This is a genomic window from Mesorhizobium sp. BR115XR7A, assembly GCF_020165315.1.
Lineage (GTDB): Bacteria > Pseudomonadota > Alphaproteobacteria > Rhizobiales > Rhizobiaceae > Mesorhizobium > Mesorhizobium australicum.
The window spans coordinates 533751-549758 of sequence record NZ_JAIUHW010000002.1 but is presented as its reverse complement, the minus strand read 5'-3'; the positions used below and the strand labels follow the sequence as shown (position 1 = coordinate 549758).

The 16008-nt window shown below is 60.0% G+C and carries 10 protein-coding genes; 4 read left to right on the top strand and 6 right to left on the bottom strand.

All coding sequences use genetic code 11. The features are described 5' to 3' along the window. Positions 1 to 45: 45 nt before the first annotated feature. From tssC to tssA, 3 genes are read right to left on the bottom strand one after another with little or no spacing between them, the layout of a single operon-like run. Entirely contained in the window at positions 46 to 1551 is a 1506-nt protein-coding gene (gene tssC / locus LB557_RS06705; RefSeq protein WP_140620043.1) for a type VI secretion system contractile sheath large subunit, read from the bottom strand. 3 nt (positions 1552 to 1554) lie between these two features. Further along, positions 1555 to 2091 (bottom strand): type VI secretion system contractile sheath small subunit, encoded by a 537-nt coding sequence (tssB, locus tag LB557_RS06700; RefSeq protein ID WP_140620028.1) that lies wholly within the window; start codon positions 2089 to 2091, stop codon positions 1555 to 1557. Positions 2092 to 2096: 5 nt separating this feature from the next. Continuing rightward, the gene (gene tssA, locus LB557_RS06695) at positions 2097 to 3272 is read right to left on the bottom strand and encodes a type VI secretion system protein TssA (protein ID WP_140715984.1); all 1176 of its coding nucleotides are present in this window, start codon (positions 3270 to 3272) and stop codon (positions 2097 to 2099) included. Between the two features lie 324 nt (positions 3273 to 3596). Here tssA and tssH point away from each other — a divergent pair, with 324 nt between their 5' ends. Further along, positions 3597 to 6335, top strand: a complete 2739-nt coding sequence (gene tssH / locus LB557_RS06690; protein ID WP_224643176.1) for a type VI secretion system ATPase TssH — start codon at positions 3597 to 3599, stop codon at positions 6333 to 6335. Between the two features lie 630 nt (positions 6336 to 6965). On the opposite strand, the gene LB557_RS06680 is transcribed toward tssH, so the two are convergent. Together LB557_RS06680 and LB557_RS06675 are read right to left on the bottom strand one after the other, a co-directional pair. Beyond that, entirely contained in the window at positions 6966 to 9614 is a 2649-nt protein-coding gene (locus LB557_RS06680; protein ID WP_224643175.1) for an autotransporter, read from the bottom strand. Positions 9615 to 9926: 312 nt separating this feature from the next. Next, on the bottom strand, positions 9927 to 10652 hold the full coding sequence (locus LB557_RS06675; RefSeq protein WP_140620019.1) for a hypothetical protein: 726 nt from the start codon (positions 10650 to 10652) through the stop codon (positions 9927 to 9929). 197 nt (positions 10653 to 10849) lie between these two features. On the opposite strand from LB557_RS06675, the gene LB557_RS06670 reads away from it, so the two are divergent. Beyond that, complete coding sequence (locus LB557_RS06670) at positions 10850 to 12310, top strand: caspase domain-containing protein (RefSeq protein WP_224643174.1); 1461 nt, start codon at positions 10850 to 10852, stop codon at positions 12308 to 12310. 505 nt (positions 12311 to 12815) lie between these two features. Continuing rightward, on the top strand, positions 12816 to 13097 hold the full coding sequence (locus LB557_RS06665; protein ID WP_224643173.1) for a hypothetical protein: 282 nt from the start codon (positions 12816 to 12818) through the stop codon (positions 13095 to 13097). 398 nt (positions 13098 to 13495) lie between these two features. Here LB557_RS06665 and LB557_RS06660 read toward each other — a convergent pair whose 3' ends face one another. After that, positions 13496 to 13663 (bottom strand): hypothetical protein, encoded by a 168-nt coding sequence (locus LB557_RS06660; RefSeq protein WP_181166506.1) that lies wholly within the window; start codon positions 13661 to 13663, stop codon positions 13496 to 13498. A gap of 1668 nt (positions 13664 to 15331) precedes the next feature. On the opposite strand from LB557_RS06660, the gene LB557_RS06655 reads away from it, so the two are divergent. Continuing rightward, positions 15332 to 15550: a DUF768 domain-containing protein gene (locus LB557_RS06655; protein WP_140620012.1), complete on the top strand. Its 219-nt coding sequence runs from the start codon at positions 15332 to 15334 to the stop codon at positions 15548 to 15550. Positions 15551 to 16008: the final 458 nt, after the last annotated feature.

The following is a 16008-nucleotide window of genomic DNA, read 5'->3' as shown; positions in this document are numbered from 1 at the left end:
TCTCCACCGCTTTCAAATGAAACAGGATGATGACTTCGCTGCGCTTCAGCCCTTCACGGACGGCAGTTCCGACACCAACCGCAGCGAGGCGTTGATGCCCTCCAACTGGTAATGCGGACGCAGATAGAAACGGGCGTTGTAGTAACCGGGTCTGCCTTCGACGCTGTCGACCTGAACCTCGGCCGCGGCAAGCGGTCGCTTGGCTCGCGCCTTGTCGTCGGCAAAGGCGGGATTGGCCAGCACGTAGCGGTTGATCCATTCGGTCAACCATGTCTCCATGTCGGTGCGTTCCTTGAACGAGCCGATCTTGTCGCGCGCGATCGCCTTGAGGTAATGCGCAAAACGCGAGACCGGGAAGAGATAGGGCAGGTTGGCGCTCAGCCTTTCGTTCGACTGGGCGTCGGGATCGACCAGACGCCCGGCACGCGTCTCGTCGTCCTGAAGCGAGTGCGCCCCGATGAAGGCTGCGAGATCGGTGTTCTTGCGGTGCAAGATCGGCATCAGGCCGAGCTTCGCCAGTTCCGCCTCACGCCGGTCGTCGATGGCAACTTCGGTCGGGCATTTCATCGCAATCGAACCGTCGTCCGTCGGGAAAGCGTGCACCGGCAGGTTGAGCACCGTGCCGCCATTCTCGACGCCGCGGATCTGCGTTCCCCAGCCATAGAGCTTGTGGCTGCGGTTGATGTTCACGCCCATCGGGAAAGCGGCGTTCATCCAGACATATTTGTTGTGGTCGCCGCTTACCTCTTCCTCGAAGGTGAAGCCCTTCACCGGAACGGTCTCCGAGCCGTAGGGCAGGCGTGCCAATACGCGCGGCATGGTTAGGCCGATATAGCGGGCGTCCTCGCTCTCGCGCAGCGACTGCCATGAGGCATAGGCCGGGTTGTTCACGATCATTTGCAGGTCTTGCGGGTTCGGCAGTTCCTGCCAGCTGTCCATCCGAAACAGCCGCGGCGAGGCGGCCGCGATGAAGGGGGTGTGCGCCGAGGCACAGACACCCGAGATGTTGCGCAGCAGGCCGACGTCGCGCGGGTGGTTGGAGAACTCGTAGGCGCCGATGATGCAGCCGATCGGCTCGCCGCCCAGCATCGAGTACTCGTCGGTGTAGACTTTCTTGAAGATTGGGCTCTGGTCCCACATCTGGCCTTCATAGTCTTCCAGCGTGTCGGCCAACTGCTCCTTGGAGATGTTCATCACCCGGATCTTCAGCTTGGTATCCGTCTCGGTGTTGTTGATGAGGTACCAGAGACCCCGCCAAGTGCCCTCCATCTCACGCACTTCGGGGGCATGCAGGATTTCGTTGACCTGCGTCGTCAGCATCTTGTCGATGCCCGCGATCAGCGACTTGATCGACTTGATCGCGTTGGACGAGATGGTCGTCGTCTCGGATCGGGACTGAGCGGCCAGCGCCAGGTTGCGCACCAGTTGCTGCAGCTTCTCGGTGTCGTCCTTCCTGACCTTGAAATCCTTTTCAAGCAGGCCGCTGAATTCACCCAGATCTATCGCCTCCGCCTCGGCGGTTGCGACTGCGGTCTTTTGCTGTTCAGCCATGACTTACTCCTCGCCCTTGCCGTCGGACATCGCCTGGCTGGCGATCTTGCTCAGCAAAGGCTCGTTGTTGAGAAGCTGCGCAATGCGCTTTTCAGCATCGACGCGGCCATCCATGAAGCCCAGCAGTTCCTCGAGTTGCCGCCGCATCTTGAGGATCTCGGCCAGTTGCGGCACCTGCTCGGCGATCTTGTCGGGCGCGAAATCACCCATTTTGGAGAAGGTGAGATCGATCGCCATTTCCTCGTCCCGCTCGGCACCTTCGGCTTGCGGCAACGTGTTCTTCACGCGCGCCTTCACGCGCGGTCCCATCGCTTCCATGAATTTGGGAAAGCGGTTGGCGTCGGTTTCGACGAAATTGCGATCCAGAACCGACTTTGAAGCTTCCTTGGTCTGCGAGGCGCCGGAAAGGTCGGCAATGACAGCCATGACGAACGGCAACTCGATAGTCGTCGGGCTGCCGTAGGTTTCGACGTCATAGGCGATCTGCACGCGCGGGGCGCGGTTTCTTTCGATGACCTTCGCTTTGCTCTCTGCTGGCATGATTGTTACCTTTCATCCTTCTGGGCCGGCTTCTTGGGATCGGGAACACCGGCAAGCAGCCGGAATTCCTTCAGCCCCGACGGGGCGAGATCTTCCATCAGTTCCACGAAATCCATATGCACCATGCGGCGGACGCGCCGGGCGAGATGCGGGATCGGGCTGGACGGCTCGGTGCGATCGTAGAATGCGACCACGAGGTCGAGGCATTTGACGACTTCGTCGCGCGAATTGAGGCGCTCAGGCAGGCCGATGCTGGTTTCCGCCAAGTTTGCCACACTTGCCATCGTCTCGGCTCCATGGCCATTTCGGGTGGGTGTCGATGCCGGTTGAGACGGCTGCGCTGCAGGCTTTGCGGCACCGTTGGCGACCGCGCTGGCACTGGTATTCCACTCCAGCGTCGTCAGCAGTCGCTGCAGGAACTTCTTCAAATCCGGAACGGCTGCACCATTGCCGTCGATGCGGGCATTGAGCGCAGCATCTACCGCCTGCAACGCCGAAATGGCGGCGCGCGCATCGCGCAAAAGCGTCATGATGGCGTCGGCGTCCTGATCGGCCTGCGCCGCGCATCCCGTGCGTACCCGGTTCAGCATCTGGTTGTGGGCCGAAGTCAGCGCCGCCCTTTCGGCCGCCCCCAGGCCGGACGCAGCTTCCTGGAGCATGACGCGCTCGTCGAGCGCGGCCTGTTCGAGGTCTCGCCCGCTGATCGGCCCGATCGCACGCGGTGAGAAGAACACGGTCTGCCTCAGGTTGGCCAGCAGGCCGTCCTGGCCGTTTTGGAGCTCAAGCAGCGCATTGATGCGTCGCAGCGCCGCGTCGCGGCCCGTGGCGGCCGTGCGCAAAGCCGGGTGCATCGTATCCCAATACTGGTCGAACGTCCTTGCGATCAGGTTCAACCCCTGGGCGAGGCCCGCGAGCCTCTCTTCGTTGGCCAGCGCGCGCGTGACGATCACGAGAAGGCGCAAATCCCGGCCGCGCGATTGTAATTCTTCGGCTTTTTGCAGGACGGTCGCCCAGTCGACCGAAATGGTTGACTGCGAAGCCTTGTTGCCGCCCTCGTGAACGACCTTGATCTGTGCTTCCGTCAGCCGCTCCAGCTCGTGAAAAGCCGGGTCGTTGCGCAAATCCACTCCCGACGGGTTGTCACCGTCCAGAGGATTCAGCCAGAGTGCGAGATCAACCACACTTACCCCCCGCAAGCCGCCCCGTGCCCCCCATCTGACGTAACGTTATCATCGGTCCCCTGCCACGACAATTGAGCAGATGCTCGAAAACTAACAGAAGCTGAATGCTCAGTTATCTTTCAACGAAACCCATGGGCGATCGGAGGACCCGGTATGCGCAACGTCGTTGGCATCGCAGTGCTGGTTCCTAGCGGGAGTTTGCTAGTCTTGTGTAACGACAAGGTGCCGCCCGAACGGGCCAAAAGGGCCCGCTCGTCACATGGCTTTGTCAAGCAGCCGCTTCTGTGGCAGGGTAGGGTCAGCAGATTTCGGGGGCAGGTTCGAATGGAACAGCGCCGGTCGTCGCAGAGTTTCAAGCGCAAGGAACTCGTTGCGAAGCTCAATCCCACGGGGGTGCGCGCCTTCAAGGCCGCCGCCGACACGGCCAAGTTGCGCGGCAACCCTTATGTCGAACTGGTCCACTTCGTCCAGCAACTGGTGCTATCTGAGCGCTCGGACGTGCAGATGATCGTCGCTAATGCCGGGCTGGATGTCAGCCGGCTGACGGCAGATATGACCCGTGCCGTCGACAAGCTGCCCTATGGCGCGACCTCGCTGGAGGAATTCTCCGATCACATCTTCCACGCCATCCAGGAAGGCTGGAACCTGGCCACACTGGAATTTGGGGTCGAGGAGGTGCGCAGCGCGCATATTCTTCTGGCATGCCTGAAGACACCGGTGCTGGAAGGTCTAGTTTCGAAGATCAGCGCTGAATTCGACAAGATCGACGCGGATGGGGTTATCGCCCGCTTTTCGGATGTGGTCGAAGGCTCTCTCGAAGCCGGCTCACCGCCTGCCGCAGTTGCCACCGAAACGTCGATGAATCGGGGCCGGGGGGGCGACTCGGCACTCGCCAAATACGCCACCGACCTCACCCAGCGCGCCCGCGACGGCAAGATCGATCCGGTCGTCGGACGCGATGCGGAGATCCGCCAGATCATCGACATCCTGATGCGGCGCCGGCAAAACAACCCGATCTTGACCGGCGAGGCGGGTGTCGGCAAAACGGCGGTCGTCGAGGGCTTTGCCTTGCGCATTGCCCAAGGCGACGTGCCGCCGGCGCTTCAGAACGTCAGCGTACGCATGCTCGATGTCGGGCTGATGCAGGCGGGCGCCAGCGTCAAGGGCGAGTTCGAAAAGCGGCTGAAGGCCGTCATCGACGAGGTCCAGCAGTCAGAGATCCCGCTCATCCTGTTCATCGACGAAGCCCACACGCTGATCGGCGCCGGTGGCGCGGCGGGAACCGGCGACGCCGCCAATCTCCTCAAACCCGCTCTGGCGCGCGGCGAGCTTCGCACCATCGCCGCCACGACCTGGGCCGAATACAAGCAGCACATCGAGAAGGACCCGGCGCTGACCCGTCGGTTCCAGGTCGTCAAGATCGACGAGCCTTCCGAAACGGTCGCCGTATTGATGTTGCGCGGTGTCGCCGGCGTTCTCGAGCAGCACCACCAGGTGCAGATCCTCGACGAGGCGATCGAGGCCTCGGTTTCGCTTTCGCACCGTTATATCGCGGCCAGGCAGTTGCCCGACAAGGCGGTCAGCCTACTTGACACCGCCTGCGCGCGCGTCGCCATCTCGCAGCACGCGACGCCTGCCGAGGTCGAGGACATTCTGCGCCGTCGCCAGGCGCTCGAGGTCGAGGAAGGGATCATCTCCCGCGAGGCGGCGATCGGCATCGACGTGACCGACAGACAGGCGCGCGTAAAGGCCGGGTTGGCGGAAGCCGAGACCGCGCTTGCGGCAGCGCAAGAGCGCTGGGACCGAGAGAAGGCGCTTGTGAGCGCGATTCTCGATCTGCGCGCCAAACTCCGTGGCGAGGGCATGCCCCTTGAGGCGCAGGAAAGCGGGGAAGCTCCGGGGCAAGCTGTCGACGCGCCAGCGGGCGAGGCGCCTAGGACACAGGCTGCCCACGAGCCTGCTCCTGCGCCCGATACCGCCGCTGATCTGGCGCGGCTTCGCGAATTGATGGCGGAACTCGCCGCAGCGCAGGGCGAGACGCCGTTGATCCTGCCCTCGGTGGACCGTAACGCGGTGGCGGCGGTTGTCCAGGACTGGACCGGCATTCCGACCGGAAGGATGCTGTCCAGCCAGACCGAGAAAGCGCTCAAGCTCGCGGCTACCTTGTCCGAGCGCGTGGTCGGGCAGGACCATGCGATGGAGATGATCGCGCGGCGCGTGCAGACCAGCCGCGCCGGTCTCGGCGCACCGGAAAAGCCGGTCGGCGTGTTCCTGCTTTGCGGCCCCTCGGGCGTCGGCAAGACCGAGACAGCCCTGGCGCTGGCCGAGACGCTCTATGGCGGAGAGCAGAACCTGATTTCGATCAACATGTCGGAGTTCCAGGAGGCGCATACGGTCTCGACGCTGAAGGGCGCGCCGCCCGGTTATGTCGGCTATGGCAAGGGCGGCATCCTGACCGAGGCCGTGCGGCGCAAGCCCTATTCGGTGATTCTGCTCGATGAGGTCGAGAAGGCGCATCCCGACGTGCACGAGATCTTCTTCCAGGTCTTTGACAAGGGAATGATGGACGATAGCGAAGGGCGCAGGATCGACTTCAAGAACACGCTGATCCTGCTCACCTCGAATGTCGGTTCCGAGGTCATCATGGACCGCACGAGGACCGGCACCCTGCGCACCGGCATCGACGATCTGGACACTGCTTTGCGCGGTCCGCTGCTGAAAGTGTTTCCGGCCGCTTTCCTCGGCCGCGTGGTGACAATCCCTTACTACCCGCTTTCGGACACGATGATCGAGGCGATCACCACACACCAGTTCGGCAAGATCGCGCGGCGTCTCAAAGCCAGCAACCAAGCAGAGCTGGTGATCGGCGAGGGTGTCATGGACATGGTCAAGGCGCGCTGCACCGAGATCGAATCTGGTGGGCGCATGATCGACGCCATTCTCACCAACACGCTGCTGCCGGAACTCAGCCGCAGCGTGCTCAATCGCACGCTCGAGGGCAAGAAGATGACAAAAGTCATCGTCGGCGCCTCGGCGCAAGGATTTACCTACTTGTTCGAATAGAGCCCGAGATGGGATTCGCGGTCACGCATTCGCGCAATCTAAGATCTTGAAGCACAATGCATGGACGGACGCCGTTAATCAACGCACCTTCGCCGCCAATCGGAGCTCTGCGTGGTCCGCAAATGACGCGCAGCCGCAGAGAGCGTGCCGTGCTTGGCGACCGCGAGCACAAATCTGAAATCATCCCAGTTCAATGTGCCCGCCACCTTTGCGGCTTGGACTGTCGGCTCGCATCCCGGCCGAAACGGCGTCTCATTCGTCAGGCGAGCCTCAGCCCAATTCCTCTCCGCACTGTCACAGAATCAACGAACAAAGGAGCGCCATCCGTAACTCGTATCGTATGATGTTCGTTCTCTGGATCGACGCTAGACAAATACGCTCACCCTTGAGCAGTGCTGGACCAGCGTTCACTCTCGACGGACGCGCTCGAACCATGGGGGCCGTCCTCTCCCTCCAACGCGTAAGCGCCCGGCTGATCCCTGCGCCTTCACCCGGGTGCGACACCGCAGGCCGAGCAATCGGTTCGCGCGGCTCAATGAGCAGTGGGAGGTGGCGATCTGGTAGCAGTGGCGAAATGCTGGCGCGAATGCGCGCGCCGCGCCAACTCATTCGGATCGCAGAGTCACGCGACTAGAAGGCGACCTTCAGTCCGAGCTTGGCGCCCATAGTGGAACTGTCGGACGACACCTTACCACGGACTTCGCCGTTGACGGTCGTCAACTCCGAGACCTTCAGGTTGAAGCCGGCCGACAGCGCCGCGGAAAAATCGGCATCGTCAAAGGAGATCGTCCTGGTGTCGATTTCGGTCGTGTTCTTGTAACCGAAACGCTGCTGCAATTCGGCCCGTGCATAGGGGCTGAACACCATCCCGTTGCTTAGCTTGTAGTCGCCATAGATCCCAGGCTCGATCTTAAACGCGCCAAAGGAAAGCCGGCTCTTGCCGAACTGGTTGCCGCCGCTGTCGGTAAAGGAATCGCCGCGGAATGACACGCCAAGCAGGCCACCACGCAGGTCGAAACGGGTGCGCTCGCCCAAGGTGAAGATGTGGCCGACCGATCCCGTAACCGCATAGCCCTCGGTGTCATAGCTGCCTGTGGTGCCGAGCACGCCGTTGGTCACGTCGCTTCCGCCGAAGAAACCGGAGGCGGAGACCAGGGCGTAATTGGCGTCCTTGCGCAACAGCGCGTAGCCGCCGAACATGCCGGCCTTGTTGGTGCCCTCGCCTATGGCGTCAAATCCACGGAACGCGCCAAGGTTGACGTCTGTCGAGGCATAGCCGGCGAAAATACCGATGTTGAGACCATACTCATTGTCGAACTGGAAATGCTTGGCGGCATTGAAATCCAGGCTGATCGCGGCCGAAAAATCATTGGCATCGAAGCTCGGACCGGGGCCATTCAAACCGCCGCCACTGATAGTGTAGCCGTCATGCTCGCTATGAGCGAATTGGCCGGAGGCAAAGACGCCGAAGCTGGACGAAACCGGCACCATTCCGGATCCCGATGCGGGCGAAAGGGGGAGGTCAGCATCGATCGCGTCGCGGTTTATGCCGTAGAGAGCATCGATTGCCACCGTGACCGCCCCGGCGTTGGTGGCGCTGATCGGCGCCGCCGCAATACCGAAATTGGCCGGCGTTGCGCGCAGGAACAAGCCCCCATTCGGGCCAGTGACGATCGCATAGGTGAAAAGTGAGCCCAGGGTGCCTGGAGTGCCTTGGATGTTGAAAATCCCGGCGATCGGCCCGCCGGTCGAGACGATGATCGGAATATCGGTCGCCTGCGTGAATTGGGGCGTGCCCAGCAGGTTGACGATGATGGTGTTGACCCCGGTGGCCGAAAATGCGTTGGCGACGAGTTGATCCGACTGCAGCGTCTGTTGATTGATGTCGAGGCCGATGCTTGCTCCATTGAGGGTGAGGCCGCCCAGCGTCAACACGTCATCGGCGGCACCGTCCGTCAGGTTGATCAGCGAATTCGTCGCGATGATCGAACCTGGCATAGTGACGTTGCCGTTGATGAACAGCGTCGAGCCATTGCCGAGATTGAGTTGGTTGATGCCTTGCGTGCCACCGCTGAAACGGAGCGTGGAATGGTCGGCGGAGAAACTATCGAACCCTGCGAAATTCTGGCTTTTGCCGCCGGCAGCAAGGTCGGTATCGGTGACGGTGCCATTGGCATTGGTTCCACTGAAAAGAACGTGATCGCTCAGATTGAGCGGATCGACCGCGCCGGATCCGTTGATGATCAGCGTGTCGGGTCCAAGGCCAGTGATGTCACCGCCGATGGTTCCGCCGGAGAGCTGGACGTGGTCTGCGTCGATGCCACCCTTGATGGTGCCGCCGGAAACCGAAACTTGGTCGAACCCGGCTCCGCCGCTGACATTGCCGTCGACGGTGCCACCAGATACCGTGATCGTATCATTGCCTGCGTCTCCGGTCACGGCGCTGTGGACCGTGCCACCGCTGATAGCCAGCGTGTCGTTGCCATCGTCACCGCTCAGACTAGCGTCGAGGACGCTCCCGGTCATGGTGAAGTGGTCGTCGCCGTCGCCAAGCCCGATGGCACCTCCTCCTTCCGAATCGCCGTGAATAATGGCGCCCTTCTTGATGGTGACGCTGTCGGCGCCGCCATTTGTCAAAACAGAACCCGCGACAATGCCGCCGTCGCCATCGGCCAAGCTTGTATCGTGTCCTATGATGATGGTGTCGGCGCCATCGCCACCGATGACTGAGCCGCCAATTTCACCGCCGGTCAACTCCAGCGAATTGTTGCCTTCGCCAAGGGAGACGCTCAGAATGGTGCCGCTGTGGATGGTGACCGTGTCATCGCCCGCACCAGTGTCGAGATTGGCATCGACTTGCGGCGCAAACGGCTCACTGTTGAAAACCCCATCGGACATGTCGAACCGGTCGTTGCCGCCAAGGAGTTGAATGGTCCCCGTGCCCGGCTGCAAGGAGGTCGTTACCTCCGAGCTTATCGGCGGCAGGCCACTTACGCTGGGTGTCGCCGTACTGTTGTTCAGGATGCCGCCAACGATGTTCACAACGTCGTCGCCATTGCCGTCATAGTCGTTGACGATGACAGTCGACGAACTGTTGTCTTGCCCTTGGTAACCCTCGAACCCCGTCGTGAATACGCCGCCGAAGTCCTGGACAGTTCCGGCTGTGTTGCACGAGGCCGTGACCGACGTCGTTTGGAAGGTCGTTACGGCGGAGACGCCAGACCCGACTGTTGTCGAGGCGCCCTCGGCGGTGGCGGTGCAGGCTGCCGCGCCAGACATTTGGAACGTGGACGCTGCCGCTAACGCAAGCAACGGGACACCCCCCAGTTGATAAACCCTGCGCGGCACTCTCATTCGACCTCACTTACGAGAAATCGATACCGTCACAAATTAGGCTATTAAAATCGCTCGGCGACCCATCTGGTGGGTTCGATGCCTTGCTGACCGGAAGTGTACGCGGCGCGCTGCCCTATGGCAATGGAAAGGCGTTCGCCCTCAGACCATTGTAACGCCATATGTGGCGACAAGGTCACTATCGAAAACTCCGATCGAACTGCTGACATGGCAGTACATCAACGTGAGAGGAGACTGTTACAGCTCAGAATAGGCTGCCGAAACGGTCATATCTCCTGCATGGGCGACCTTGCGGTCAAAGCTCGCCCATATTTCGCCGCCACATTGCTGCGCCCAGCGGTGGCAGAAAGAAAAATCGGTCGGCAAATCCACATCGGGCGTCACGATCTTTGAAAACGGCGTCAGAAAGCTGTCGAACTGTGCGGTGTATTTGTTGTTTTTGTAGCGAGACCGGTTCACCGTTTCCGGAAGTTTCTCGATTATCTCGGTGACGCAGTCGCGGGACACCAAAAAGACGCCCGTGCCGCATAGCGACACCCGGACGAAGCCGCTCATCTCCTGGCGGGGTTCGATGATGGTTCCGACGAACTCCAGACTCCGTGCAAAGGCCTTTTCGAAGGGCAGTTTCGACAGCGAGTGAAGTCTGCGGAGATCGATCAGGCGCCGAGGATACAAAGTGCCGACCACCGGCTTCTCAAGCGCCAGCATCGCGGCGATAAGATCAGGCGAAAAGCCCATATCGCTGTCGATCATCAGGATGTGGCTGCAATCCGGTTTGTTGTAGTAGAAATTGGTCAGCAAATAGTTCCGGGAAAATGGGATATCCGTGTACTCGATTTCGGACAGCGTGAAGGCGTAGCTGGACAGGCTCTTGTGGGTCAGGGCTGCGAACAGGCTGCGGACGAACACGCTTTTGTAAGCGGCTCCATAAACCGGCAGCGCAAGGTTGATCTTGGTTGGCATTTTGTCCTCCACAATCCAGCGACTGAGCGCATACAAATCCCTTTCACCTATCTTTGATACGATTCTTGGTATAAAAATCTGCTGGCCTTTGGGGGCGCAGGTCCAGACGCTCGGGCAGGATTGCGTTTTGCGTCGTGGTGCGCTGTTTGGAAGGCTGCGAGATCAACATTGACGCAGGCCGGACCGAGCATGCTGACATGACCCATCGCCTCAGACTCTTGTTTCGTATCCCGCTGCTTCTGCTTCTGATGCTCCTTGGCTCGGCCGGCGCTCGCGCGGCGGTCGAACAGACCGCGTCGCCGCAACCACGCAACCGGCTGGCGATCGTCATTGGCAATTCGAACTATCAAAGCACCCGGCTTGAGCATCTCCCCAATGCAACAAACGATGCCATAAGGCTTTCAGGGAGCTTGAAGCGGCTGAATTTTGAAGTCCTGACTGGGACCGATCTTTCGACCAAAGGTTTTGCCAAACTCCTGCAAGACGCTGAAGCGCGGTTACCGAGCGCCAGTGCCGTTTTGATTTTCTATGCCGGTCACGGCGTCCAACTGAATGGCGAAAACTACCTGCTCTCGGTTGATACGCCCGATCCTGAAAGCCTGGAAAAACTGACGGGCAGCGCCATCAAGCTAAATGATGTGATCGCGCGGTTCGCGCGACGCGACCGCCAGACATTCATATTCCTGGACGCCTGCCGCAACAATCCGCTCGGTTCTGGCAGCGGCGCGAGCAATGGTCTGGCGCAAGTTGAAGTCGGTGAAAATACATTCGTTGCCTTTGCCACTCAGCCTGGAAATGTCACGGCAGATGGCGGCGGCGAAAACAGCCCGTTCACCACCGCACTGCTGAAGAATGTCGAGATCCCCGGGCTCAGCATTTCGGACATGATGATCCGTGTGCGCAACGAAACTGAGGCGCTGACGGTCGGCCGTCAAGTGCCTTGGGATCAATCCAACCTGCGCGAGCAGTTCTATTTCACCGAGCAACAGGTGCTCGATCCGGGACAGTTGAGCGCAAGCCTTTCACGCATCCTGGCAGACCCCACAGCAAAGAAGAGGTTGCAGGTCGAACTTGCCTCAAATGACCTGCAAACAGCCGTGGTCATCGTTGGACAGACGTTGCGGTCGGTCGAGATTCCCGCACCGTCATCCAGTTTGGCGCAGCCTGTTGGCACTCAGGTTGCCAATTTGTCGCCCGCTGAAGGGGTTGAAGACGCTCGCCAAAGTGTCGTCTCCGGTCTCGAAACCCTTATAATCGGCGCGTCCGCGGGCGTGGGGGACAAGGACAAGACGGCCGATCTTGCACGCAACATTCAGACGGAACTTCGTCGCCTGGGCTGCTACCGGATGCAGGTTGATGGGGATTGGGGCACGGGCTCAATTCGTGCTCTCACTGACTACTACAAAAACACCAAGCAGGTCGCAGCAACGACTGAGCCGAGCGTCGGACTGCTCGGCGATCTCTTTCTGCGCTCAGGCAGAATCTGCAAGCAACCGGTCATCGTCAAGGCCAAGCCGGCTAAAGTGGCGTCGGATGCCGCCCCGTCGCGCAACACCCCCAGGGGGATGACTGCAAAACGCTCGCCAGCCGCGCCGAGACTTCCCGCGGCTCCCCCACCCGACATTTCCGGGGGCATCGGCATTGGCGGTGTATTCTAGGCGGCCGCCTTTGCTCACGCCCTCACTTCCGACGGAGCGAACGGGAATGATGGGGCCTTGGGGGTGCTTCACCGCATCGTCTAGCCGCCGTTCCCTTGCAGTGTGTTGCGCCAGATCTGTGCAAGCCCGGCAACCCGGCCGGTCTACAGCGTCCATTGCCCAGTCGCCAAGGTCGCTCAAGCGACACGAGAGCTGATGGATGCAGTGAGGCAACGAAAACGAGACGGCGTATCACTCCAGTCGGAGACAGCTATGATCTGGCCCACTGAAACGGAGCGACTGAAGTACGTTTTGGGAAGGTTGGTGGGGCCCTGCTGAACACGGCCGATAGCGCCTGCGGACGCTTCGTGGTGATCGCGGATGTGCGTAACAATGTTTGAAGTCGCTAATTTCCTATCATCGCCGAGCAGCCTATCATCCTAGGTTTTCAACGGCTATGCGCTGGAACCCAGTTGGAAAATGCACGTTTCTCTTGTGGTCACTTCAACACCACACGGAGGATCAAATGAACATCAAGATGCTCACAATGGGCGTGGTGACGCTTGCCATGATGAGTGGTTCAGCACTTGCCGCTAACAACACATCCGCTCTCGACGATCCGGCGAAGATGTCGCCGTTCTTCACCGATGCAGGCATGAAAACGTTGAGGTCGGAGGCGGATTTCAAAACCGCTTGGATGTCCATGAAGCCCGATGAACAGAAGGCGGTACTGAAAGACTGCGGCGATACTACGCTTAACAAGGCGCATGCGGATTTCTGCGCTATGGCGAAAAAGATGGGCGGCTAACTTTAGCCTTTGAGGCCAACAAAAACGGGGGTGGACAGTTTGCCCGCCCCGCAGCGTGATCGCGCCCCGCGTCGCGATGATAGCGCGATCTTGGCGGCTCCATTGCATAGCTATGATCGTTCAACGACGAGCACCGCGCCATTGCTCGTTTGAAGGCCCCCTGGGTCTTGAAGCACGGCAGCACGGGTCTCAAGTCGCAATGACCTCGGTTCTGCGTCGTGGCGACAGTGCTGCATCTTCCGCTGGGGCCGTGCCGCGGACGCGCTGCTCATCGAGCCAACCGGCGGCAATATAGGTAGATGCTGGTGTGAGGTAGCGTTGTCGAGGTCGGGAGCGCAATCAAACTCCGACAGAAATGACCCGACTAATCGCCAGGTGTGCTTTCCGAAGTGAGATAGTTAGCCCTGCCGAGCATCGCCGAAATTCTGGGCTGCACTTGAAAGGATTTTACGAGATCGCTTTATAAGCCGCTGGTTTTGCTCGATAATCTCCTGAGTTTCCTTAATGCGGCGTTGCGTTTCATCCAAGCGGTTAACCAGCTTTTTGGTGTCGTCCATCTTTTGCATGAGAATGGCCGCCTTATCGTGATGTGTAACCTACTGCGTTAGCAACTCGCGCGGGCGGGAAATTGTTCCTTAGCCCAAGTCACGCGGCGCGGATGCAGCAGGCGATATCCCAACAGCAGCTACAATCTTTTGCATTTCGCCTTCCGATAATGTCACGTGCTCCCGATTAAGGAGGGCACTCGCGCGTCGAGAGTACGTGACCCTTCAGCAAAACGAACTCGTCGCTCAAAGCGAAAAAGATGCGGACTTGAGCGATCCAGCAAGCAAGGCGATCCACTCGCCGTTCAGGCAGATCGTTGGAAAGGGAAGGTTAGTGGGGGAACATGTCCACTTCTTCGCGTTCTGTCGCATGTCTCAAAATCCAGATAGGTTAATATCGGTTCGCAGCAAATCGGGAGCGGGCCGCACCAACTCCTGCGGCCTTCCCAAGTGACCCTGCCCGCTGGCTCCAGCCAGCGGGCTTTTTCGTGCCCGAAACACTACTCGAGGGAGGAGGTTAACCATACAGTGGTCGATTCCGACGGGATGTGCCACGCCCTATGGAAGGCCCGTCGCGGGAGCGGCGGGCTTTCTTGATGCTGTTTTCATCTCGGCACAATTTCCATGGCGCCGAATGGCATTCTATTCTCCGCATTGGTCACCAAGGTCCGGCAATTGCCTTGATTCTGTCTTCAGACGCCGCCGCTGCCGTGAATAGACGCGGCCGGTTTGCGCTCTCCCCTTTGATCGCAGGCGGCTGACAAGGCTCGCTAGCTCGGCGCAGTTTCGCCGCCGCGGATAAGGCGAGGAGCCCCCAGGGCTGATCAAACGCGAGCGACTGTCGTCCGTGACTGCCCGGTCGGGGGCGTCGATAGTCCCGCCGCCGCCACCGGTCCCTTGATATAAGTGGAATGTGTTCAAAGCCCGCAAGCTCTCGCCAGCGGGCTCTTTTACTGCACCAGTGACATTGCACTTAGGTGGGCGTGCCTGGGTCGCGCGGCATCTGCTGGTTAAGGAGTGTGGCTAGTGCCGTTACAATCTGCACGACGGCAAATGGCTTTGAAATCATGACGCTGTTTGGGACGCCCTGTTCAGCCCAATGGGGGGCACTGTCACCGCTGACGTAGACAACTGGCATTGCTGGTGAGGCGTGGCGGAAATATCTGGCGAGTTCCCATCCAGATTTTCCGTTCCCGAGACGAACGTCAGTGACCAGGGCGCGGATATTCGACGGGTCTGTGTCAAACACCTCGATCGCAATTTCCGCGTTTTTCGCACGAACGACCTCGAACCCAGGTCCTCTAACCCGGATTCGATATCCATTAGGATCAGCGGCTCATCCTCTACGACCAAAATCACAACGCCAACTCACCGGTTCCCCTCAATGGAGGGCATCTTGCGACCTATCAGAAGATTAGTCCATGCTAATAGCCTCCGCTATTGACGTTAAAGGCGTGGGTGTCCGTCGCCGGCGAGAATTACCGGTAGCGGACGTATGGAAGTGAACATCATGCTTTCGCCGCTAACAGGCAGCTGAAGCATGGATTCCATCAAGGACCACCTTCGCAACATCGTTCGCCGTGATAGCGGCGGCTCGAAAGTTACTGGAGCCTGAAATTCCGCAAAGGCCGCTCTTTGGCGGCTGCATCAATGAGCGGAACGTAACATCTCTCGGCGGCTTATGCCCCGATGAGCACTCGCGGCGTCAACTTCCTCGACAGGTGGCTAAGCAGCAATCTGTCAGGCCTCGCCAGTTCAGACGTGATTACGGTTGCGGAGGCGATTGAAAAGCCTTTCGCCGACGCGAAGGCGATCGGGATCAGTAGCACCGAAATTGAGGAGGAGACCGGCAGCGTTTACGAAACAGTGCTCGACGCCATCGTTCATCATGGAGCGGGCGGGCTGTAGCCGCGAACGAAGATGCGCAAAAGAGGGGCAGACGACCGGGCAAGCGGGCGGCGGCGTAAAGCCCCGGTCGTCTATACGGCAACGTCAGCTGAGCTTGGAGGCACGCCGGCGCGGAGGGATGCGCTTGCAACGGCGCTTCTCCACGCTATGCCCATCAGCGGCGCCTACAATGGGGTTGCCGGCATATGGTGAATGAGCCGCTGCTATCCACAGGCACGCATTCCACCATTCTTAAGAGCACGGTCGGGGGCCTGCACTGGCCAATGTCGGGGTTTGCCTCACGTCTCCATCAAACAGTGCGACAAGCCTTCGTCGCCTGGCCAGCCGCTGGTGGGGCTTTGTTATTTCCGCTTTGGAAATGCGATCACCTTCGCCTCCAGGCTCCGGCTCCAGCGGCTCATGAACGGGCCGCTCATGCCAGAAGACTTGGCGCAGATCGCGCTGATCAACCCTTTGGC

Coding starts and splice junctions, on each gene's coding strand:
- LB557_RS06670 (WP_224643174.1), top strand. CDS start 10,850: ATGACCCATCGCCTCAGACTCTTGTTTCGTATCCCGCTGCTTCTGCTT.
- LB557_RS06675 (WP_140620019.1), bottom strand. CDS start 10,652: ATGCCAACCAAGATCAACCTTGCGCTGCCGGTTTATGGAGCCGCTTAC.
- tssB (WP_140620028.1), bottom strand. CDS start 2,091: ATGCCAGCAGAGAGCAAAGCGAAGGTCATCGAAAGAAACCGCGCCCCG.
- LB557_RS06665 (WP_224643173.1), top strand. CDS start 12,816: ATGAACATCAAGATGCTCACAATGGGCGTGGTGACGCTTGCCATGATG.
- LB557_RS06660 (WP_181166506.1), bottom strand. CDS start 13,663: ATGCAAAAGATGGACGACACCAAAAAGCTGGTTAACCGCTTGGATGAA.
- tssC (WP_140620043.1), bottom strand. CDS start 1,551: ATGGCTGAACAGCAAAAGACCGCAGTCGCAACCGCCGAGGCGGAGGCG.
- tssH (WP_224643176.1), top strand. CDS start 3,597: ATGGAACAGCGCCGGTCGTCGCAGAGTTTCAAGCGCAAGGAACTCGTT.
- LB557_RS06655 (WP_140620012.1), top strand. CDS start 15,332: ATGAGCACTCGCGGCGTCAACTTCCTCGACAGGTGGCTAAGCAGCAAT.
- LB557_RS06680 (WP_224643175.1), bottom strand. CDS start 9,614: ATGTCTGGCGCGGCAGCCTGCACCGCCACCGCCGAGGGCGCCTCGACA.